The organism is Bacillus sp. (in: firmicutes), assembly GCF_031983925.1.
Classification (GTDB): domain Bacteria; phylum Bacillota; class Bacilli; order Bacillales; family Bacillaceae_G; genus Bacillus_A; species Bacillus_A pacificus.
Genome location: NZ_DALYZR010000018.1, coordinates 18,090 through 39,917, shown reverse-complemented (window position 1 = coordinate 39,917; position 21,828 = coordinate 18,090). Strand labels below are relative to the sequence as shown.

Below are 21,828 nucleotides of genomic sequence, written 5' to 3'. Positions count from 1 at the left end.
AGCGTAAACGTGGGAGGTTATTCCGCTAAAACCACATTCGAGGAGGAAATAAAAATGGCTAAAAGAGGTAAAAAGTACGTAGAAGCTGCAAAGCTTGTTGATCGTGCAGCTGCTTACTCTGCAACAGAAGCAGTAGAATTAGTAAAGAAAACAAACACAGCTAAATTTGATGCAACTGTAGAAGCTGCATTCCGTTTAGGTGTTGACCCTAAGAAAGCTGACCAACAAATCCGTGGTGCAGTTGTTCTTCCACACGGTACTGGTAAAGTACAACGTGTATTAGTATTCGCTAAAGGTGAAAAAGCTAAAGAAGCTGAAGCTGCTGGAGCTGACTTCGTAGGCGATGCTGATTACATCGGTAAAATCCAACAAGGTTGGTTCGATTTCGATGTAGTAGTAGCAACTCCTGACATGATGGGTGAAGTTGGTAAACTTGGTCGCGTATTAGGACCTAAAGGTTTAATGCCAAACCCTAAAACTGGAACAGTTACTTTCGATGTAACTAAAGCTGTTAACGAAATCAAAGCTGGTAAAGTTGAATACCGCGTTGATAAAGCTGGTAACATCCACGTTCCAATCGGTAAAGTATCTTTCGAAGATGCTAAATTAGTAGAAAACTTCAGAACAATCGCTGACACTTTACAAAAAGTTAAGCCAGCTGCTGCAAAAGGTACTTACATGAAGAACGTAACAGTTGCTTCTACAATGGGACCTGGCGTACGTGTAGACGTTTCTACATTAGCGTAAATTTTGGAAGTTGACTTCATAAAGAAGTTTTAATATAATCATTTATGTTGTGAATTTAATTAGTGTACCGTAGACAGTAGGTGTCAATAGACTTAATTTCCTACCTAGGTGTTAATATACGAAGCGGAATTTTTTTCTGTGACTATATGCCTCCATGTCTACAAGTTGGGCATGGAGGTTTTTAGTGCACTTTCGGTACATCTTCTATATAATCTACAGGAGGTGTAATAACATGAGCAAAGTAATCGAAACTAAACAACAAGTTGTAACTGAAATCGCGGACAAACTTCGCGCTAGTAAATCTACAATCGTTGTTGACTACCGTGGTTTAACAGTTTCTGAAGCAACAGAATTACGTAAGCAATTACGTGAAGCTGGCGTTGAGTTCAAAGTTTACAAAAACTCTCTAACTCGTCGTGCTGCAGAATCTGCTGAAATGGCTGAGTTAAATGAATTCTTAACAGGACCAAACGCAATCGCGTTCAGTAACGAGGATGTAGTTGCTCCTGCGAAAGTATTAAACGACTTCGCTAAAGATCATGAAGCTTTAGAAATTAAAGCGGGCGTAATCGAAGGTAAACTTGTAACACTTGATGAGGTTAAAGCTATCGCTACTCTTCCATCACGTGAAGGCTTACTTTCTATGCTTCTTAGCGTTCTTCAAGCTCCAATCCGTAACCTTGCACTTGCTACTAAAGCAGTTGCAGACCAAAAGGAAGAGCAAGGCGCTTAATTTTTTAAAAGATAATTACGTATTATCGATAAAACAATACAAACCTATTTAAGGGAGGATATTTACAATGACTAAAGAACAAATCATTGAAGCAGTTAAATCTATGACTGTATTAGAACTTAACGACTTAGTAAAAGCTATCGAGGAAGAATTCGGCGTAACTGCTGCTGCTCCTGTAGCTGTTGCTGGTGGCGCTGGAGAAGCTGCTGCTGAGAAAACTGAATTTGATGTGGAACTAACTAGCGCTGGTGCACAAAAAATCAAAGTTATCAAAGTTGTTCGTGAAATCACTGGTCTTGGCTTAAAAGAAGCTAAAGAATTAGTTGACAACACTCCAAAAGTAATCAAAGAAGCTGCTGCTAAAGAAGAAGCTGAAGAAATCAAAGCTAAACTTGAAGAAGTTGGCGCTGCTGTAGAAGTTAAGTAATTAACTTTTGATGCTTTAAAAAAAGCTCGCTCTCATGCGAGCTTTTTTTTTAACTGTAAAGAAAAGAGGTGGCCATATGGCAGACCATTATTTTTCTAACGACCCTTCTAGTAAAAGTGATCGTAAGCGATGGGAATTTACGCTTCGTGGATCTCAATTTACTTTCTTATCTGACCGTGGGGTGTTCTCGAAAAACGAAGTGGACTTTGGTTCTCGTCTTTTAATTGAAGCGTTTCAAGTGCCAGATATTAAAGGTGACATATTAGACGTAGGTTGTGGATATGGACCAATTGGTTTATCGTTGGCGAAAGAGTTTCAAGACCGTAAAGTTCACATGGTGGATGTGAATGAAAGGGCACTTGAGCTTGCAAAAGAAAATGCCGCTAACAATAGAATTGGAAATGTGCACATTTTTCAAAGTAGCGTCTATGAAAATGTAGATGGTATGTATGCTGCTATTCTATCTAATCCTCCAATTCGTGCAGGTAAAGATATCGTGCATGAGATTTTAGAAAAAGCTGTAGAACATTTAGTTCCAGGTGGAGAGTTGTGGATTGTTATTCAAAAGAAACAAGGTGCACCATCTGCGCTGAAGAAACTAGAAGAAGTGTTTTCTGAAGTCGAAGTTGTAGAAAAGAAAAAAGGATATTATATCATAAAATCAAAAAAACGTTGACGGTTATTTTTGGCTATGTTAACATTATACAATGCCAATATATGATTTTCTGCGTTGAGAAAGATGTATATTTTTGTTTCTCTTGGAAAAGATAGTAAAATCAGCAGATTATGAAACAGAATGATGGTTTTCTTATAGAAGCCATTTTTCTTTTTTGAACAGGTAGAAAGACTCAACGTATTTATCTTTAAGAGAAAAAAGACTACGCTAAATAGCAGTAGTTGTATTTATTTGTGATTTTGCACAAATTTTTTTGTGCATTTATAATACTCATGATTTGAGGGGTGAAGCAGTTGACAGGTCAACTAGTTCAATACGGACGCCACCGCCAACGAAGAAGTTATGCCCGTATTAGTGAAGTATTAGAGTTACCAAATCTTATCGAAATTCAAACCTCTTCTTATCAGTGGTTTCTTGATGAGGGTTTGCGAGAAATGTTCCAAGACATTTCTCCGATTGAAGACTTTACGGGAAATCTATCGCTTGAATTTATCGACTACAGCTTAGGTGAACCTAAATACTCTGTAGACGAATGCAAAGAGCGTGATGTGACGTATGCAGCACCACTTCGTGTAAAAGTGCGTCTAATCAACAAGGAAACTGGTGAAGTAAAAGAACAAGATGTGTTCATGGGAGATTTCCCACTCATGACAGAGACTGGAACATTCGTAATTAACGGTGCAGAACGTGTTATCGTTTCCCAGTTAGTTCGCTCTCCAAGCGTATACTATAGTGGCAAAGTGGATAAAAACGGAAAACGTGGTTTTACTGCTACTGTAATTCCAAACCGCGGAGCTTGGTTAGAGTATGAGACAGATGCTAAGGATGTTGTATATGTGCGTATTGACCGTACGCGTAAACTTCCTGTAACTGTTTTGTTACGCGCATTAGGGTTTGGCTCTGATCAAGAAATCACCGAGCTTTTAGGTGATAACGAATACTTAAGCAACACATTAGAAAAAGACAACACAGATAGCACAGAAAAAGCATTGCTTGAAATTTATGAGCGCCTACGTCCTGGTGAACCACCAACAGTAGAAAATGCTAAGAGCTTACTTGTGTCTCGTTTCTTTGATCCAAAGCGCTACGATTTAGCAAATGTAGGTCGCTACAAGATCAACAAAAAGTTACACATTAAAAACAGATTGTTTAATCAACGTTTAGCTGAAACATTAGTGGATCCAGAAACTGGTGAAATTTTAGCGGCAGAAGGAACAATCTTAGATCGTCGTACACTTGATCGCATTTTACCTTACTTAGAGAAAAACATTGGATTCAAAACAGCGAAACCAATGGGTGGAGTGGTAGAAGGCGATGTTGAGCTGCAATCTATTAAGATTTATGCTCCTGAGTCAGAAGGCGAGCGCGTAATTAACGTAATTGGTAATGCAAATATTACTCGCGATGTAAAACACATCACACCAGGTGATATCCTTGCTTCTATCAGTTACTTCTTCAACCTACTATATAAAGTAGGGGATACAGATGATATCGACCACTTAGGAAACCGTCGTCTGCGTTCTGTTGGAGAACTATTACAAAATCAATTCCGTATCGGTCTTTCTCGTATGGAACGTGTTGTTCGTGAGAGAATGTCGATCCAAGATACAAATGCAATTACACCACAGGCATTAATTAATATTCGTCCTGTTATTGCATCTATTAAAGAGTTCTTCGGAAGTTCTCAGTTATCTCAGTTCATGGACCAAACAAATCCGTTAGCAGAGTTAACTCACAAACGAAGATTATCTGCATTAGGACCTGGTGGTTTAACGCGTGAGCGCGCAGGCTTTGAAGTACGTGACGTTCACTACTCTCACTATGGTCGTATGTGTCCGATTGAAACACCAGAGGGACCAAACATCGGTTTGATTAACTCATTATCTTCGTTCGCGAAAGTAAATGAGTTTGGTTTCATTGAAACACCATACCGTCGTGTTGACCCAGAAACTGGTCTTGTAACAGGGCATGTTGATTATTTAACAGCAGATGAAGAAGATAATTATGTTGTAGCCCAAGCGAATATGAAATTATCTGAAGAAGGAGAATTCCTTGATGAAGATATCGTAGCTCGTTTCCGTGGTGAAAACATTGTCACAAATAAAGAACGCATCGACTACATGGATGTATCACCAAAACAAGTAGTGTCGGCAGCGACAGCTTGTATTCCGTTCTTAGAAAACGATGACTCTAACCGCGCACTTATGGGAGCGAACATGCAACGTCAGGCGGTTCCGTTAATGAATCCGGAATCTCCGATTGTAGGTACAGGTATGGAGTACGTATCAGCAAAAGACTCAGGTGCTGCAGTAATCTGTAAACACCCTGGTATTGTTGAACGAGTAGAAGCACGTGAAGTTTGGGTACGTCGCTATGTAGAAGTTGACGGTCAAACAGTAAAAGGCGACTTAGATCGCTACAAAATGCAAAAATTCATTCGTTCTAACCAAGGAACTTGCTACAACCAACGTCCAATCGTAAGTGTTGGAAATGAAGTTGTAAAAGGTGAAATCCTTGCGGATGGTCCTTCTATGGAATTAGGTGAACTAGCACTTGGACGTAACGTGCTTGTTGGTTTCATGACTTGGGACGGTTATAACTACGAGGATGCGATCATTATGAGTGAGCGCCTTGTAAAAGATGATGTGTACACTTCTATTCATATTGAAGAATATGAGTCAGAAGCTCGTGATACGAAGCTTGGACCAGAAGAAATTACACGTGACATTCCAAACGTTGGGGAAGATGCATTACGCAACCTTGACGAGCGCGGTATCATTCGCGTTGGTGCGGAAGTAAAAGATGGAGATTTACTTGTTGGTAAAGTAACACCTAAAGGTGTAACAGAATTAACAGCTGAAGAACGTCTATTACATGCTATCTTTGGAGAAAAAGCGCGTGAAGTACGTGATACATCACTACGTGTACCACACGGTGGTGGCGGTATTATCTTAGACGTAAAAGTATTCAACCGTGAAGATGGCGACGAATTGCCACCAGGCGTGAATCAACTTGTGCGTGCATATATCGTTCAAAAACGTAAAATTTCTGAAGGTGACAAGATGGCCGGACGTCACGGTAACAAAGGTGTTATCTCTCGTATTTTACCAGAAGAAGATATGCCTTACTTACCAGACGGTACGCCAATCGATATCATGTTAAACCCATTAGGGGTACCATCTCGTATGAATATCGGTCAGGTATTAGAGCTTCATCTTGGTATGGCAGCAAGATACCTTGGCATTCACATTGCAACACCAGTATTCGATGGTGCTCGTGAGGAAGATGTTTGGGGCACAATTGAAGAAGCTGGTATGGCAAATGACGCGAAAACAATCCTGTATGACGGACGTACTGGTGAACCATTCGATAACCGTGTATCTGTTGGTGTCATGTATATGATCAAACTTGCGCACATGGTTGACGATAAACTTCATGCTCGTTCTACTGGACCATACTCACTTGTAACGCAGCAGCCTCTTGGAGGTAAAGCTCAGTTCGGTGGACAGCGTTTCGGTGAGATGGAGGTTTGGGCACTTGAAGCTTATGGTGCTGCTTATACTCTTCAAGAAATCTTAACAGTGAAGTCTGATGATGTTGTTGGACGTGTTAAGACGTATGAAGCAATTGTTAAAGGCGAAAATGTTCCAGAACCAGGCGTTCCTGAATCATTCAAAGTATTGATTAAAGAGCTGCAAAGTTTAGGTATGGACGTTAAAATGATGTCTAGCGACGATACAGAAATTGAAATGCGTGATACGGAAGATGACGATGATCATCAATCAGCAGACAAATTGAATGTCGAAGTTGAGACAACTAAGGAATAATTGGGATAACCTGTAGACTAAAAGGGAGGTAGGCCCCTTGATAGATGTAAATAACTTTGAATATATGAAGATTGGACTTGCTTCACCTGACAAGATTCGTTCTTGGTCATACGGTGAAGTTAAGAAACCAGAAACAATTAACTATCGTACGTTAAAGCCTGAAAAAGATGGCTTGTTCTGTGAGCGTATTTTCGGACCACAAAAGGACTGGGAATGTCATTGCGGAAAATACAAACGTGTACGTTATAAAGGTGTAGTTTGTGATCGATGTGGCGTTGAAGTAACGCGTGCGAAAGTGCGTCGTGAACGTATGGGTCATATCGAATTAGCTGCTCCTGTATCTCATATTTGGTATTTCAAAGGTATCCCGAGCCGCATGGGACTTGTCTTAGACATGTCCCCTCGCGCGCTTGAAGAAGTAATTTATTTCGCTTCTTATGTTGTAACAGAAAGTGGAGATACACCACTTGATAAGAAGCAATTACTTTCTGAAAAAGAATACCGTGCATATCGTGATCGATATGGTAGCACATTCCAAGCTGCTATGGGTGCAGAAGCGATTAAAAAGCTATTACAAGACATCGATTTAGATAAAGAAGTAGACTTCTTAAAAGAAGAATTAAAAACAGCACAAGGACAACGCCGTACTCGTGCTATTAAACGTCTAGAAGTATTAGAAGCATTCCGTAACTCTGGAAATGAGCCATCTTGGATGATCTTAGATGTTCTACCAGTAATCCCACCAGAACTACGCCCAATGGTACAGTTAGATGGTGGACGTTTTGCTACTTCTGACTTAAACGACTTATACCGTCGTGTAATTAACCGTAACAACCGTTTAAAACGTCTATTGGACTTAGGTGCACCAAGCATTATCGTTCAGAACGAAAAACGTATGTTACAAGAAGCTGTAGACGCATTAATCGATAATGGTCGTCGTGGCCGTCCAGTTACTGGACCAGGTAACCGTCCATTAAAATCACTATCTCACATGCTTAAAGGTAAACAAGGACGCTTCCGTCAAAACTTATTAGGTAAACGTGTTGACTACTCTGGTCGTTCTGTAATCGTTGTAGGACCGAACTTAAAGATGTACCAATGTGGATTACCAAAAGAGATGGCGCTTGAACTGTTCAAACCTTTCGTAATGAAAGAGTTAGTTGAAAAAGGATTAGCACACAACATTAAGAGTGCGAAACGTAAAATCGAGCGTGTACAACCTGAAGTTTGGGACGTTTTAGAATCTGTGATTAAAGAACATCCAGTACTTCTAAACCGCGCACCAACACTTCACCGTCTTGGTATTCAGGCGTTTGAACCTACATTAGTAGAAGGTCGCGCAATCCGTCTTCACCCACTTGTATGTACTGCATACAACGCGGACTTTGACGGTGACCAAATGGCCGTTCACGTACCTTTATCATCAGAAGCACAAGCAGAAGCTCGTCTTCTTATGTTAGCGGCACAAAACATCTTGAACCCGAAAGACGGTAAACCAGTTGTTACTCCATCTCAGGATATGGTATTAGGTAACTACTACTTAACACTTGAGCGTGAAGGTGCAATCGGTGAAGGTATGGTCTTCAAAGATGCGAACGAGGCATTACTTGCATACCAAAATGGATATGTACATCTTCATACACGTGTTGCAGTAGCTGCAAGCGCAGTAAACAACGCAACATTTACTGAAGAACAAAAGAGTATGCTTCTATTAACAACAGTTGGTAAATTAATATTTAACGAAATCTTACCAGAGTCGTTCCCTTATATTAATGAACCAACAAATTCAAACCTTGAAAAAGAAACACCAGCGAAATATTTCGTTGAAAAAGGTGCGAACATTAAAGAGATTATTGCTAGTCGCGAAGAAGTGGCGCCATTCAGCAAGAAAATCCTTGGTAACATCATTGCGGAAGTGTTTAAACGTTTCAAAATTACAGAAACGTCTCGCATGCTTGACCGTATGAAAAACTTAGGATTCAAGTACTCTACAAAAGCTGGTATTACAGTTGGGGTATCTGACATTCTTGTATTAGGTGAAAAAGATGAAATTCTCCACGAAGCACAAGCAAAAGTAGATAATGTAATTAAACAATTCCGTCGCGGTTTAATCACGGAAGAAGAACGTTACGATCGCGTTATCTCTATTTGGAGTAATGCAAAAGATGTTATCCAAGGAAAACTGATGAAATCCTTGAATAAACGCAACCCAATCTTCATGATGAGTGATTCCGGTGCCCGTGGTAACGCATCGAACTTTACTCAGCTTGCTGGTATGCGTGGTCTGATGGCCAATCCATCTGGTCGTATCATCGAACTTCCAATCAAATCAAGTTTCCGTGAAGGTTTAACAGTACTTGAGTACTTCATCTCTACGCATGGTGCGCGTAAAGGTCTTGCCGATACAGCACTGAAAACTGCCGATTCTGGTTACTTAACACGTCGTCTTGTTGACGTTGCACAAGATGTAATCGTTCGTGAAGATGATTGTGGAACAGATCGCGGTTTATTAATTGGTGCGATTAAAGAGGGTAATGAAGTTATCGAGTCATTATATGATCGTCTTGTTGGACGTTTTGCAAGAAAAACTGTAAAACATCCTGAAACAGGTGAAGTATTAGTTGCTGAAAATCAATTAATTACTGAAGATATCGCTCATATCGTTGAAAATTCGGGTGTTGAAACTGTAAACATTCGTTCAGCGTTCACGTGTAACACTCGCCACGGTGTATGTAAGAAGTGTTACGGTCGTAACTTAGCAACTGGAACAGACGTAGAGGTAGGGGAAGCGGTAGGTATTATCGCAGCTCAATCTATCGGTGAGCCAGGTACACAGTTAACGATGCGTACGTTCCATACAGGTGGGGTTGCCGGAGATGATATCACTCAAGGTTTACCTCGTATCCAAGAGATCTTCGAAGCTCGTAATCCGAAAGGTCAGGCAGTTATCAGTGAAATCGACGGTGTTATCGCAGCGATCAACGATGTTAAAGATCGCCAAGAAGTAGTTGTACAGGGTGAAGTTGAAACTCGTACGTATGCTATTCCTTACGGTGCTCGTCTGAAAGTAATTCCAGGACAGCAAATTAGCCACGGTAAAGAGTTAACAGAAGGTTCTATTGATCCGAAAGAATTACTAAAAGTAACGGACATTACGGCAGTTCAAGAATACTTATTACGTGAAGTTCAAAAAGTATACCGTATGCAAGGGGTAGAAATTGGTGACAAACACGTAGAAGTAATGGTACGCCAAATGTTACGTAAAGTTCGTGTAAGTGATGCAGGTGAAACAGATGTATTACCAGGAACATTACTAGATATCCATCAGTTTACTGATGCAAATGCGAAGGTGTTACTACAAGGTAAACAACCAGCAACAGCTAGACCTGTTCTACTTGGTATTACAAAAGCTTCACTTGAAACAGATTCATTCTTATCTGCAGCATCGTTCCAAGAAACAACTCGTGTCTTAACTGATGCAGCAATTAAGGGTAAACGTGATGAGCTTCTAGGATTGAAAGAAAATGTTATTATCGGTAAACTTGTTCCTGCTGGAACAGGTATGAATCGTTATCGCAAAGTGGATCTTGTTAAAACAACACAAGATGACATGAATGTAGAAAACGATGAAGTTTATGTGGAACAGTAAAATTTTCCGTCGTAAATTTTGTATAAAAACAGTTAATCCTAGTTGACATTGTATGAGTCAAAATGTTACTATAAGCAAGGTTGCTCCTGAACGATGCTTTGGAGGATATTTATATGTCTTATCAAAAAGTGTCAAATGCTGAAAATGTGGTCGTTGGTCATAAACGCACATTGGAAGCAATCAAAAATGGTATAGTTAAAGAAGTTGTCATTGCAGAAGATGCTGATATGCGGTTAACCCATGTTATCATTCGTACTGCATTGCAACATAACATACCCATAACAAAAGTTGAATCAGTTCGTAAACTTGGAAAAGTTGCGGGGATTCAAGTGGGAGCTTCAGCAATAGGAATAATAAGTTAAAACTGTTTTTGTGAGGAGAGAGCATTTGCTCTCCCTTGCAAAAACTTTGTTTTCAACTAATAATGAACCACCTGGATATGTGGTCATACAAACATGCGAAGGGAGGATAATCAAATGCCTACTATTAACCAATTAGTGAGAAATGGTCGTACTGATAAAGTATGGAAATCTAAATCACCTGCGTTAAACAAAGGTTTTAACTCTTTAAAGAAAAAATCAACTGATATCTCTGCACCTCAAAAACGTGGTGTATGTACTCGTGTTGGTACAATGACTCCAAAGAAACCAAACTCAGCGTTACGTAAATATGCTCGTGTTCGTTTAACAAATGGTATTGAGGTAACAGCATACATCCCAGGTATCGGTCACAACTTACAAGAGCACAGCGTAGTATTAATTCGCGGTGGTCGTGTAAAAGACTTACCAGGGGTACGTTACCACATCGTTCGTGGTGCGCTTGATACAGCTGGTGTTGACAAGCGTATGCAAGGCCGTTCTAAATACGGTACTAAAAAGCCAAAAGCGGCTAAGAAATAATAACTTTTTAATGAAAGGAGGAACTCAATATGCCTCGTAAAGGACCTGTTGCAAAACGTGACGTGTTACCAGATCCAATGTACAATTCAAAGCTAGTAACACGCCTTATCAACAAAATGATGGTTGACGGTAAAAAAGGTAAATCTCAAACAATTCTTTATAATGCGTTCGATATCGTAAGCGAACGTACTGGTAAAGAGCCAATGGAAGTATTCGAGCAAGCTCTTAAGAACATTATGCCTGTTCTTGAAGTACGCGCTCGTCGTGTTGGTGGTGCTAACTACCAAGTTCCAGTTGAGGTTCGTCCAGAACGCCGTACAACTTTAGGTCTTCGTTGGTTAGTAAACTACGCTCGTCTTCGTGGTGAAAAAACTATGGAAGAGCGTCTTGCTAACGAAATCTTAGATGCAGCTAACAACGCTGGTGCATCTGTTAAGAAACGTGAAGACACTCATAAAATGGCAGAAGCTAACAAAGCATTTGCTCATTACCGTTGGTAGGATACAACGTAAAATAAATGTAAGCATAGACCGCTTTATTTGTCGCTTATGGAAGTGTGGAGAGGGAGAATGCCTCTCCCTTTCAATGGCGCTCGTTTTACATAATGAGAGTACTGGACATACTGACATATGTAACAATATAAAGTGGCTTTTTTGCTACTTAAAATAAAAAATCCAATCCATATATGGAAGGAGCAAGACACCAAATGGGAAGAGAGTTCTCTTTAGAAAACACTCGTAATATTGGTATCATGGCTCACATCGATGCTGGTAAAACAACAGCTACTGAGCGTATTCTGTACTACACAGGACGTATTCATAAAATCGGTGAAACTCACGAAGGTGCATCTCAGATGGACTGGATGGAGCAAGAGCAAGAGCGTGGTATCACAATTACTTCTGCTGCAACTACAGCACAATGGAAAGGTCACCGTGTAAACATCATTGACACTCCAGGTCACGTAGACTTCACAGTAGAAGTAGAACGTTCTTTACGCGTACTTGATGGCGCGGTAGCAGTACTTGATGCACAATCTGGTGTTGAACCACAAACAGAAACTGTTTGGCGTCAGGCTACTACTTATGGCGTACCTCGTATCGTATTCGTTAACAAAATGGATAAGATTGGTGCGGACTTCTTATACTCTGTAGGAACAATCCACGATCGTTTACAAGCAAACGCACATCCAATTCAGTTACCAATCGGTGCTGAAGATGAGTTCAATGGTATCATTGACCTTGTTGAAGAATGTGCTTACATGTACGGTAACGATTTAGGAACAGACATTCAACGTGTTGAGATTCCTGAAGAGCACAAAGAACTAGCTGAAGAATACCGTGGAAAACTTATCGAAGCGGTAGCTGAGCTAGATGAAGAAATGATGATGAAGTACCTAGAAGGTGAAGAAATCACTGTAGAAGAGCTTAAAGCTGGTATCCGTAAGGCTACAACTTCTGTAGAATTCTTCCCAGTAATCTGTGGTTCTGCATTCAAAAACAAAGGTGTTCAAATTCTGTTAGACGCAGTTATCGACTACCTACCATCTCCATTAGACGTACCTGCTATTAAAGGTATCGTTCCTGATACAGATGAAGAAGTAGAACGTAAGTCTAGCGATGAAGAGCCTTTCTCAGCATTAGCATTCAAAATCATGACTGACCCTTATGTTGGTAAGTTAACGTTCTTCCGTGTGTACTCTGGTGTGTTAAACTCTGGATCATACGTGAAAAACTCAACTAAAGGTAAGCGTGAGCGTGTAGGTCGTATCCTACAAATGCACGCTAACAGCCGTGAAGAGATCTCAACAGTTTACGCTGGTGACATCGCTGCTGCTGTAGGTTTAAAAGATACTACTACTGGTGATACTCTTTGTGACGAGAAGAGCCTTGTTATCCTTGAGTCTATGGAATTCCCAGAGCCAGTTATCTCTGTAGCTATCGAACCAAAATCTAAAGCTGACCAAGATAAAATGGGTACAGCATTAGCTAAGCTTTCTGAAGAAGATCCAACATTCCGTGCTCACACTGACCAAGAAACTGGCCAAACAATCATCGCTGGTATGGGTGAACTTCACCTTGATATCATCGTTGACCGTATGCGCCGTGAGTTCAAAGTTGAAGCAAACGTTGGTGCTCCTCAGGTAGCATACCGTGAGACTTTCCGCTCTGCTGCGAAAGTTGAAGGTAAGTTCGCTCGTCAATCTGGTGGACGTGGACAATTCGGACACGTTTGGATTGAGTTTGAACCTAACGAAGAAGGTAAAGGATTCGAATTCGAAAACAAGATCGTCGGTGGTGTTGTTCCACGTGAATACATCCCAGCTGTAGGCGCAGGTCTTGAAGATGCACTTAAAAATGGTGTACTTGCTGGATATCCAGTAGTAGACATTAAAGCTGCATTAGTTGACGGATCTTACCATGATGTCGATTCATCTGAGATGGCGTTCAAAATCGCTGCATCTATGGCACTTAAAGCTGCGGTTTCTAAATGTAACCCAGTAATCCTTGAGCCAATGATGAAAGTTGAAGTTGTAATTCCTGAAGAGTACATGGGTGACATTATGGGTGACGTAACATCTCGTCGTGGACGTGTAGAAGGTATGGAAGCTCGCGGTAACGCTCAAGTTGTTCGCGCTATGGTTCCACTTTCTGAAATGTTCGGTTATGCAACGTCATTACGTTCTAACACTCAAGGACGCGGAACATTCTCTATGGTGTTTGACCACTATGAAGAAGTACCAAAGTCTGTTTCTGAAGAAATTATCAAAAAAAATAAAGGTGAATAATTGATTTTTATCGATTGTTCAAGTATAACTACTTATGTAAGCTTAGAAAGTGGGACGCAAGTTTCGCTTTCTAGACTAAATATAAAATAACCTATATAAACTAAGGAGGAATTTAGAATGGCTAAAGCTAAATTCGAACGTTCTAAACCCCATGTTAACATCGGTACAATCGGCCACGTTGACCATGGTAAAACTACATTAACTGCTGCGATCACTACAGTTCTTGCAAAAGCTGGTGGTGCTGAAGCACGCGGATACGATCAAATCGATGCTGCTCCAGAAGAAAGAGAGCGCGGTATCACAATCTCAACTGCACACGTTGAGTACGAAACTGAAACTCGTCACTATGCACACGTTGACTGCCCAGGTCACGCTGACTATGTTAAAAACATGATCACTGGTGCTGCTCAAATGGACGGCGGTATCTTAGTAGTATCTGCTGCTGATGGCCCAATGCCTCAAACTCGTGAGCACATCCTTCTTTCTCGTCAAGTAGGTGTACCTTACATCGTTGTATTCTTAAACAAATGCGACATGGTAGACGACGAAGAATTATTAGAATTAGTAGAAATGGAAGTTCGCGACCTATTATCTGAATACGGATTCCCAGGCGACGACATTCCTGTAATCAAAGGTTCTGCTCTTAAAGCTCTTCAAGGAGAAGCTGATTGGGAAGCAAAAATCATTGAATTAATGGCTGAAGTTGATGCTTACATCCCAACTCCAGAACGTGAAACTGACAAACCATTCTTAATGCCTGTAGAGGATGTATTCTCTATCACAGGTCGTGGTACAGTTGCTACTGGTCGTGTTGAGCGCGGTATCGTTAAAGTTGGTGACGTTGTAGAAATCATCGGTCTTGCTGAAGAAAATGCTTCTACAACTGTAACTGGTGTAGAAATGTTCCGTAAACTTCTTGACCAAGCTCAAGCTGGTGACAACATCGGTGCTTTACTTCGTGGGGTTGCTCGTGAAGACATCCAACGTGGACAAGTACTTGCAAAAAGCGGTTCTGTAAAAGCTCACGCTAAATTCAAAGCTGAAGTTTTCGTATTATCTAAAGAAGAAGGTGGACGTCACACTCCATTCTTCGCTAACTACCGTCCACAGTTCTACTTCCGTACAACTGACGTAACTGGTATCATCCAATTACCAGAAGGTACTGAAATGGTAATGCCTGGTGACAACGTAGAAATGACTATCGAACTTATCGCTCCAATCGCTATCGAAGAGGGAACTAAATTCTCTATTCGTGAAGGTGGACGTACAGTAGGTTACGGCGTAGTTGCTACTATCGTTGAGTAATCTTAACTGATATAAAAAACCCCGAGGGATTTTCCCTTGGGGTTTTTGTTTGCATTTATATAATGAACAAAATGATTGTTTCATATTTTGACGAGTTTCTTCTATAGTAATGTAAAATCATCAAAACTGAAATCCAGAAACTGTAAAATGAATTCTGCTAGATGAAAACTTGAAATTCTTTAAAGTGCCATGTATAATAGCAAAAGTAGAGAAAAGCAGATGCAAACAAAAAGATGCTTGCATCTAGACGAATAACATTGTATAATAGACAATGTTGGTCTTTGACTGCGATGAAGTGGAAGGTTGCTGACACACCCGGCCGCTTTGCCATGGCATGGTGTGAGGAAATTTCCATGGAGAAGGTCTATTTTAGAAATAGGCGAACGAAGGAGGGAAAATAATGGCAAAAGAAAAAATTCGTATCCGTTTAAAAGCTTACGATCACCGTATTCTTGATCAGTCAGCTGAGAAAATTGTAGAAACAGCTAAGCGTTCTGGGGCAACAGTTTCTGGTCCGATCCCATTACCAACTGAAAAAACTGTTTACACAATTCTTCGTGCTGTTCATAAGTACAAAGATTCTCGTGAGCAATTCGAAATGCGCACGCACAAACGTCTAATCGACATCGTGAGCCCTACTCCACAAACAGTAGATTCATTAATGCGTTTAGACTTACCATCTGGTGTAGATATCGAAATCAAACTATAATTTATATAACTTAAAAATGTAGGAGGTGTAACTCATGACCAAAGGAATCTTAGGAAGAAAGATCGGTATGACTCAAGTATTTGCTGAGAACGGTGAGTTAATCCCAGTAACAGTTATCGCTGCTAATCCAAACGTTGTTCTTCAAAAGAAAACAACTGAAACTGATGGCTACAACGCAATTCAGTTAGGATTTGAAGATAAGCGTGAAAAGTTAACTAACAAACCTGAACAAGGCCACACTGCTAAAGCATCTACAACTCCTAAGCGCTTCATTCGCGAAATCCGCGATGCAGACGTGGACGGATTAGAGGTTGGTCAAGAGGTAAAAGTTGACGTATTCGCTACAGGTGAAATCGTTGATGTAACAGGAATTTCTAAAGGTAAAGGTTTCCAAGGTGTTATCAAACGCCACGGACAATCTCGCGGACCTATGTCTCATGGTTCTCGCTATCACCGTCGTCCAGGTTCAATGGGCCCAGTTGCTCCGAACCGTGTATTCAAAGGCAAAAAACTTGCTGGACGTATGGGTGGAGACCAAGTTACTATCCAAAACTTAGAAATCGTTCAAGTTGACACTGAGCGCAACTTATTACTAGTAAAAGGTAACGTTCCAGGTGCTAAGAAATCTCTTGTAGTTGTTCAAGGCGCTGTGAAGGTTAGCAAATAATTCACAATAGGAAGGAGGAATTCCAATGCCAAAAGTTACTGTATATAACCAAACTGGTTCACAGGTTGGTGAAATCGAATTAGCTGAAGCTATTTTCGGTATCGAACCAAATGAAGCTGTACTTTTCGAAGCTGTAATGATGCAACGTGCATCTTTACGTCAAGGTACACACAAAGTAAAAACTCGCTCTGAAGTTCGCGGTGGTGGTCGTAAACCATGGCGTCAAAAAGGAACTGGACGTGCTCGTCAAGGGTCTATCCGCTCTCCTCAATGGCGTGGTGGTGGTACGGTATTCGGACCTACACCAAGAAGCTATGCGTACAAACTTCCTAAGAAAGTTCGTCGTTTAGCAATCAAATCTGCATTAGCTACTAAAGTAGTTGAGAACAACATTGTAGTTCTTGAAGACCTAGTGTTAAATGCACCAAAAACAAAAGATATGCTAGCAGTACTTAAAGGATTAACTGTTGAGAAGAAAGCTCTTATCGTAACTGCTGATGCAAACGAATCTGTAGAGTTATCCGCTCGCAATATCCCTGGAGTAACAGTAATCACTGCTGATGGCGTAAACGTTTTAGACGTGCTTCATCATGATAAGCTAATCATGACAAAAGCGGCAGTGGAAAAAGTAGAGGAGGTGCTTGCATAATGAGAGATCCTCGTGATATCATTAAGCGCCCAGTTATCACTGAACGTTCTATGGAAATGATGGCTGAAAAAAAATACACGTTCGATGTGGACGTTAAATCTAATAAAACAGAAGTTAAAGATGCTCTAGAAGCGATCTTTGGTGTTAAAGTAGAAAAAGTGAACATCATGAACTACAAGCCGAAAGCAAAACGCGTTGGTCGTCACGCTGGTTTTACTAGCCGTCGTCGTAAAGCAATCGTTAAGCTAACTGCTGACAGCAAAGAAATCGAAATCTTCCAAGGCGTTTAATTCTTACTAAAGAAGGAGGGAAATTGAGATGGGAATTAAAAAGTATAATCCAACTACTAACGGTCGTCGTAACATGACTACGAATGATTTCGCTGAAATCACGACTGACAGACCCGAAAAGTCTTTACTTGCTCCTTTAAGCAAAAAGGCTGGTCGTAATAACCAAGGTAAAATCACTGTACGTCATCAAGGTGGCGGACATAAGCGTCAATACCGTATCATCGACTTCAAACGTAACAAAGATGGAATTCCAGGACGCGTTGCTACGATCGAATACGATCCAAACCGCTCTGCGAATATCGCATTAATTAACTACGTTGACGGTGAAAAACGTTACATTCTTGCTCCTAAGAACTTAGAAGTAGGTATGGAAATTATGTCTGGCGCTGAAGCTGACATTAAAATCGGTAACGCATTACCATTAATCAACATTCCAGTAGGTACTGTTGTTCATAACATCGAGCTTAAACCAGGTCGTGGTGGACAATTAGTTCGTTCTGCTGGTACATCTGCACAAGTACTTGGTAAAGAAGGTAAATACGTTCTTGTACGTTTAACTTCTGGTGAAGTGCGTCTTGTATTATCTGCTTGTCGTGCAACTGTAGGTCAAGTTGGTAACGAGTCACACGAACTTATCAAGATCGGTAAAGCTGGTCGCTCTCGCTGGTTAGGTAAGCGCCCAACTGTTCGTGGTTCTGTAATGAACCCAGTTGATCACCCACACGGTGGTGGTGAAGGACGTTCACCAATCGGACGTAAGTCTCCAATGTCTCCATGGGGTAAACCAACTCTTGGATTCAAAACTCGTAAGAAAAACAAAGCGTCTGACAAATTCATCGTTCGTCGTCGTAAAAAATAATGGGATTGTAGTACGGTTCACTTTAAGAACCGTACGGCAATCACGAAGGGAGGCACCAAAATGGCTCGTAGCTTGAAAAAAGGACCATTTGTCGATGATCATTTAATGAGTAAAATTGCAAAGCTAAATGAAACTGAGCAAAAGCAAGTTGTTAAAACTTGGTCTCGTCGTTCAACGATCTTCCCTCAGTTCATCGGTCACACAATCGCTGTATATGACGGTCGTAAACATGTACCTGTATATGTTACTGAAGACATGGTAGGCCACAAGTTAGGTGAATTCGCACCAACTCGTACGTATAAAGGTCATGATGCTGACGATAAGAAAACTAGAAGATAATGAGAGGAGGCACTTCAATGCAAGCTAAAGCAGTAGCGAGAACAGTTCGTATTGCTCCTCGTAAAGTTCGTTTAGTTGTAGACTTAATCCGAGGTAAGCAAGTGGGTGAAGCGATTGCTATCCTTAACCACACACCAAAAACTGCTTCTCCAGTTGTAGAAAAAGTTTTAAAATCTGCAATCGCAAATGCAGAGCACAATTATGAAATGGACATTAACAACCTAGTTGTTGAGAAAGTTTTCGTTGACGAAGGTCCAACGTTAAAACGTTTCCGTCCACGTGCAATGGGTCGTGCAAGCCAAATTAACAAACGCACAAGCCACATCACAGTTGTGGTATCAGAAAAGAAGGAGGGATAATCGATGGGTCAAAAGGTTAATCCAATTGGTCTTCGTGTCGGCGTTATCCGTGACTGGGAATCTCGTTGGTTCGCTGAGAAAGATTACGCTACATTATTACATGAAGACATCAAAATCCGTGAGTACATTAATGTACGCTTAAAAGATTCTGCTGTTGCTAAAGTAGAAATCGAACGTGCAGCAAATCGTGTAAATGTTACAATTCACACTGCAAAACCTGGTATGGTAATTGGTAAAGGTGGTACTGAAGTTGAAGCACTTCGTAAAGCTCTTAACCAATTAACAGGCAAGCGTGTACACATCAACATTTTAGAAGTTAAGAGAGCTGATCTTAACGCTAAATTAGTAGGCGAAAACATCGCTCGTCAATTAGAAAACCGTGTATCATTCCGTCGTGCACAAAAGCAAGTTATTCAACGTGCTATGCGTGCAGGTGCTAAAGGTATTAAAACACAGGTTTCTGGTCGTCTTGGCGGAGCTGATATCGCTCGTGCAGAATCTTACAGTGAAGGAACTGTTCCACTTCATACACTTCGCGCTGATATTGACTATGCAGCAGTTGAAGCTGATACAACATACGGTAAATTAGGCGTAAAAGTATGGATCTACCGTGGAGAAGTCCTTCCTACAAAAAAGAAAGCTTCTGAGGAAGGAGGAAAATAATATGTTAATGCCAAAACGCGTAAAATATCGTAGAGAGCATCGTGGTAAAATGCGTGGTCGTGCTAAAGGTGGAACTGAAGTAGCTTTCGGTGAATTCGGTTTACAAGCACAAGCTGCTTCATGGATTACAAACCGTCAAATCGAAGCTGCTCGTCGTGCAATGACTCGTTACATGAAACGTGGCGGTAAAGTATGGATTAAAATTTTCCCTTCTAAACCTTACACTGCAAAACCTCTAGAAGTACGTATGGGTTCCGGTAAAGGGGCACCAGAAGGCTGGGTAGCAGTAGTAAAACCTGGGAAAATTATGTTCGAAATCGCGGGTGTATCTGAAGAGGTAGCACGCGAAGCATTACGTCTTGCAGCTCACAAGTTACCTGTGAAATGTAAATTCGTAAAACGTGAAGAAAATGGTGGTGAATCTAATGAAAACTAATGATATTCGTGAATTAACCACTGCCGAAATCGAAACAAAAGTTAAAGCTTTAAAGGAAGAGTTGTTTAATCTTCGCTTCCAACTTGCTACAGGACAATTAGAGAATCCAACTCGCATTCGTGAAGTGCGTAAGGCAATTGCTCGTATGAAAACTGTAGTTCGTGAAAGAGAGATCGGAATTAATCGATAAATTGAGGGGAGGTTTGCATAGTGAGCGAACGTAACCAACGCAAAGTTTATACTGGTCGTGTAGTGTCTGACAAAATGGACAAAACGATTACAGTTTTAGTTGAAACTTACAAAACTCATTCCTTGTACGGAAAACGTGTTAAGTATTCTAAGAAGTACAAAGCCCATGATGAGCAAAACCAAGCGAAACTTGGCGATATCGTAAAAATCATGGAAACTCGCCCGCTTTCTGCTACTAAGCGTTTCCGTTTAGTTGAAATCGTTGAAGAAGCGGTTATTATCTAAATAGACGAATCGGAATTTTTAGTCCGAAGGGAGGTTTCATAACATGATCCAACAAGAATCTCGTTTGAAAGTTGCTGACAACTCTGGTGCACGTGAACTTTTAACAATTAAAGTATTAGGCGGCTCTGGTCGTAAATATGCTAACATTGGTGACATTATCGTTGCTACGGTAAAACAAGCAACACCAGGTGGCGTTGTTAAAAAAGGTGACGTTGTTAAAGCAGTAGTAGTACGTACGAAGAGCGGTGCTCGTCGTCCGGATGGTTCTTACATCAAATTTGATGAAAACGCAGCGGTTATCATTAAAGACGATAAGAGCCCACGTGGTACTCGTATCTTCGGACCAGTAGCTCGTGAATTACGTGATAGCAACTTCATGAAGATCGTTTCTTTAGCTCCAGAAGTTCTATAATTTAAGGTATTGCCTTGCTAAGGAGGTGCAGAATTAAGATGCATGTAAAAAAAGGTGATAAAGTACAGGTAATCACTGGTAAAGACAAAGGAAAACAAGGCGTTATCCTTGTGGCTTTCCCAAAGCAAAACCGTGTTATCGTTGAGGGTGTTAACATCGTTAAGAAGCACTCTAAGCCATCTCAATTAAATCCACAAGGTGGAATTATTACTAAAGAGGCACCTATTCACGTTTCTAACGTTATGATTTTAGATCCGAAAACAGGTGAACCTACTCGCGTAGGCTTCAAGGTAGAAGATGGTAAAAAAGTTCGTATTGCAAAAAAATCTGGTGAATTATTAGATAAATAATTTTCTTAAGAAAGGAGGTCACTTCATTGAATCGCCTTAAAGAGAAGTTCCAAAAGGAAATTACTCCTGCTCTAATGAGCAAGTTTAACTATAAATCTGTAATGCAGGTACCAAAAATCGAAAAGATCGTAATCAACACTGGTGTTGGTGACGCGGTATCTAACTCAAAAGCTTTAGACAACGCAGTAGAAGAATTAACACAAATCGCAGGTCAAAAACCTGTTGTAACTCGTGCTAAAAAATCAATCGCTGGTTTCCGTCTTCGTGAAGGTATGCCAATCGGTGCGAAAGTAACTTTACGCGGCGAGCAAATGTATGAGTTCTTCGATAAATTAGTATCAGTTTCTTTACCACGTGTACGTGATTTCCGTGGTGTTTCTAAGAAATCATTCGATGGTCGTGGAAACTATACATTAGGTGTTAAAGAGCAACTTATTTTCCCTGAGATTGATTATGATAAAGTAAGCAAAGTCCGCGGTATGGACATCGTAATCGTTACTACAGCGAACACTGATGAAGAAGCTCGTGAACTTTTAACACAATTCGGTATGCCATTCCAAAAATAATGGAAGC

Annotated in this window: 25 protein-coding genes and 1 other annotated feature; all 25 genes read left to right on the top strand. The window is 40.6% G+C overall.

Annotated elements, in window-relative coordinates:
* The first annotated feature begins 54 nt into the window (after window positions 1-54).
* The 25 genes from rplA (at window position 55) to rplE (ending at window position 21,821) form a co-directional block, all read left to right on the top strand.
* Complete coding sequence (gene rplA, locus RTP99_RS26160; protein WP_002020168.1) at window positions 55-747, top strand: 50S ribosomal protein L1; 693 nt, start codon at window positions 55-57, stop codon at window positions 745-747.
* 49 nt (window positions 748-796) lie between these two features.
* Window positions 797-940 (top strand) — a sequence feature (ribosomal protein L10 leader region).
* A 39-nt stretch (window positions 941-979) separates the two neighbouring features.
* Entirely contained in the window at window positions 980-1,480 is a 501-nt protein-coding gene (rplJ, locus tag RTP99_RS26155) for a 50S ribosomal protein L10 (RefSeq protein WP_000048716.1), read from the top strand.
* 67 nt (window positions 1,481-1,547) lie between these two features.
* Entirely contained in the window at window positions 1,548-1,907 is a 360-nt protein-coding gene (rplL, locus tag RTP99_RS26150; protein ID WP_000159736.1) for a 50S ribosomal protein L7/L12, read from the top strand.
* Between the two features lie 76 nt (window positions 1,908-1,983).
* Window positions 1,984-2,583: a class I SAM-dependent methyltransferase gene (locus tag RTP99_RS26145; protein ID WP_000763282.1), complete on the top strand. Its 600-nt coding sequence runs from the start codon at window positions 1,984-1,986 to the stop codon at window positions 2,581-2,583.
* A 293-nt stretch (window positions 2,584-2,876) separates the two neighbouring features.
* On the top strand, window positions 2,877-6,410 hold the full coding sequence (rpoB, locus tag RTP99_RS26140) for a DNA-directed RNA polymerase subunit beta (RefSeq protein WP_000147554.1): 3,534 nt from the start codon (window positions 2,877-2,879) through the stop codon (window positions 6,408-6,410).
* Window positions 6,411-6,447: 37 nt separating this feature from the next.
* Complete coding sequence (gene rpoC, locus RTP99_RS26135) at window positions 6,448-10,059, top strand: DNA-directed RNA polymerase subunit beta' (RefSeq protein WP_000567938.1); 3,612 nt, start codon at window positions 6,448-6,450, stop codon at window positions 10,057-10,059.
* Window positions 10,060-10,172: 113 nt separating this feature from the next.
* A complete protein-coding gene (locus RTP99_RS26130; protein WP_000121830.1) occupies window positions 10,173-10,421 on the top strand; it encodes a 50S ribosomal protein L7ae-like protein in 249 nt (82 codons plus the stop codon).
* Window positions 10,422-10,535: 114 nt separating this feature from the next.
* Entirely contained in the window at window positions 10,536-10,958 is a 423-nt protein-coding gene (rpsL, locus tag RTP99_RS26125; protein ID WP_001142340.1) for a 30S ribosomal protein S12, read from the top strand.
* Between the two features lie 29 nt (window positions 10,959-10,987).
* Window positions 10,988-11,458, top strand: a complete 471-nt coding sequence (rpsG, locus tag RTP99_RS26120) for a 30S ribosomal protein S7 (RefSeq protein ID WP_001137493.1) — start codon at window positions 10,988-10,990, stop codon at window positions 11,456-11,458.
* A gap of 206 nt (window positions 11,459-11,664) precedes the next feature.
* Window positions 11,665-13,743: an elongation factor G gene (gene fusA / locus RTP99_RS26115; protein WP_000532231.1), complete on the top strand. Its 2,079-nt coding sequence runs from the start codon at window positions 11,665-11,667 to the stop codon at window positions 13,741-13,743.
* Window positions 13,744-13,860: 117 nt separating this feature from the next.
* Window positions 13,861-15,048, top strand: a complete 1,188-nt coding sequence (tuf, locus tag RTP99_RS26110; RefSeq protein ID WP_001029615.1) for an elongation factor Tu — start codon at window positions 13,861-13,863, stop codon at window positions 15,046-15,048.
* A 400-nt stretch (window positions 15,049-15,448) separates the two neighbouring features.
* The gene (gene rpsJ, locus RTP99_RS26105; protein ID WP_001040596.1) at window positions 15,449-15,757 is read left to right on the top strand and encodes a 30S ribosomal protein S10; all 309 of its coding nucleotides are present in this window, start codon (window positions 15,449-15,451) and stop codon (window positions 15,755-15,757) included.
* 34 nt (window positions 15,758-15,791) lie between these two features.
* Entirely contained in the window at window positions 15,792-16,424 is a 633-nt protein-coding gene (gene rplC / locus RTP99_RS26100) for a 50S ribosomal protein L3 (protein WP_000160207.1), read from the top strand.
* Between the two features lie 25 nt (window positions 16,425-16,449).
* Window positions 16,450-17,073 carry a 50S ribosomal protein L4 gene (gene rplD, locus RTP99_RS26095; RefSeq protein WP_001127258.1) on the top strand — a complete coding sequence of 208 codons (624 nt, stop codon included), beginning with the start codon at window positions 16,450-16,452 and terminating at the stop codon, window positions 17,071-17,073.
* Window positions 17,073-17,363, top strand: a complete 291-nt coding sequence (gene rplW / locus RTP99_RS26090; protein WP_001205558.1) for a 50S ribosomal protein L23 — start codon at window positions 17,073-17,075, stop codon at window positions 17,361-17,363. Before rplD ends, rplW begins: the two co-directional genes overlap by 1 nt.
* 28 nt (window positions 17,364-17,391) lie before the next feature.
* Window positions 17,392-18,222, top strand: a complete 831-nt coding sequence (rplB, locus tag RTP99_RS26085; protein WP_000511580.1) for a 50S ribosomal protein L2 — start codon at window positions 17,392-17,394, stop codon at window positions 18,220-18,222.
* A gap of 60 nt (window positions 18,223-18,282) precedes the next feature.
* Complete coding sequence (gene rpsS, locus RTP99_RS26080) at window positions 18,283-18,561, top strand: 30S ribosomal protein S19 (protein ID WP_000124453.1); 279 nt, start codon at window positions 18,283-18,285, stop codon at window positions 18,559-18,561.
* Window positions 18,562-18,578: 17 nt separating this feature from the next.
* Window positions 18,579-18,920, top strand: a complete 342-nt coding sequence (rplV, locus tag RTP99_RS26075; protein WP_001148024.1) for a 50S ribosomal protein L22 — start codon at window positions 18,579-18,581, stop codon at window positions 18,918-18,920.
* Between the two features lie 3 nt (window positions 18,921-18,923).
* Entirely contained in the window at window positions 18,924-19,583 is a 660-nt protein-coding gene (rpsC, locus tag RTP99_RS26070) for a 30S ribosomal protein S3 (protein ID WP_000529956.1), read from the top strand.
* Window position 19,584: 1 nt separating this feature from the next.
* Window positions 19,585-20,019, top strand: coding sequence for a 50S ribosomal protein L16 (rplP, locus tag RTP99_RS26065; RefSeq protein ID WP_000928971.1), 435 nt, complete (start codon window positions 19,585-19,587; stop codon window positions 20,017-20,019).
* The gene (rpmC, locus tag RTP99_RS26060; protein ID WP_000855718.1) at window positions 20,009-20,209 is read left to right on the top strand and encodes a 50S ribosomal protein L29; all 201 of its coding nucleotides are present in this window, start codon (window positions 20,009-20,011) and stop codon (window positions 20,207-20,209) included. The genes rplP and rpmC overlap by 11 nt, the downstream gene beginning before the upstream one ends.
* Window positions 20,210-20,229: 20 nt before the next feature.
* Window positions 20,230-20,493 carry a 30S ribosomal protein S17 gene (rpsQ, locus tag RTP99_RS26055; protein WP_000004106.1) on the top strand — a complete coding sequence of 88 codons (264 nt, stop codon included), beginning with the start codon at window positions 20,230-20,232 and terminating at the stop codon, window positions 20,491-20,493.
* 43 nt (window positions 20,494-20,536) lie between these two features.
* Complete coding sequence (gene rplN / locus RTP99_RS26050; RefSeq protein ID WP_000615912.1) at window positions 20,537-20,905, top strand: 50S ribosomal protein L14; 369 nt, start codon at window positions 20,537-20,539, stop codon at window positions 20,903-20,905.
* 38 nt (window positions 20,906-20,943) lie between these two features.
* Window positions 20,944-21,255 (top strand): 50S ribosomal protein L24, encoded by a 312-nt coding sequence (rplX, locus tag RTP99_RS26045; RefSeq protein ID WP_000558200.1) that lies wholly within the window; start codon window positions 20,944-20,946, stop codon window positions 21,253-21,255.
* A gap of 26 nt (window positions 21,256-21,281) precedes the next feature.
* On the top strand, window positions 21,282-21,821 hold the full coding sequence (gene rplE / locus RTP99_RS26040) for a 50S ribosomal protein L5 (protein ID WP_001080827.1): 540 nt from the start codon (window positions 21,282-21,284) through the stop codon (window positions 21,819-21,821).
* Window positions 21,822-21,828 lie beyond the last annotated feature (7 nt).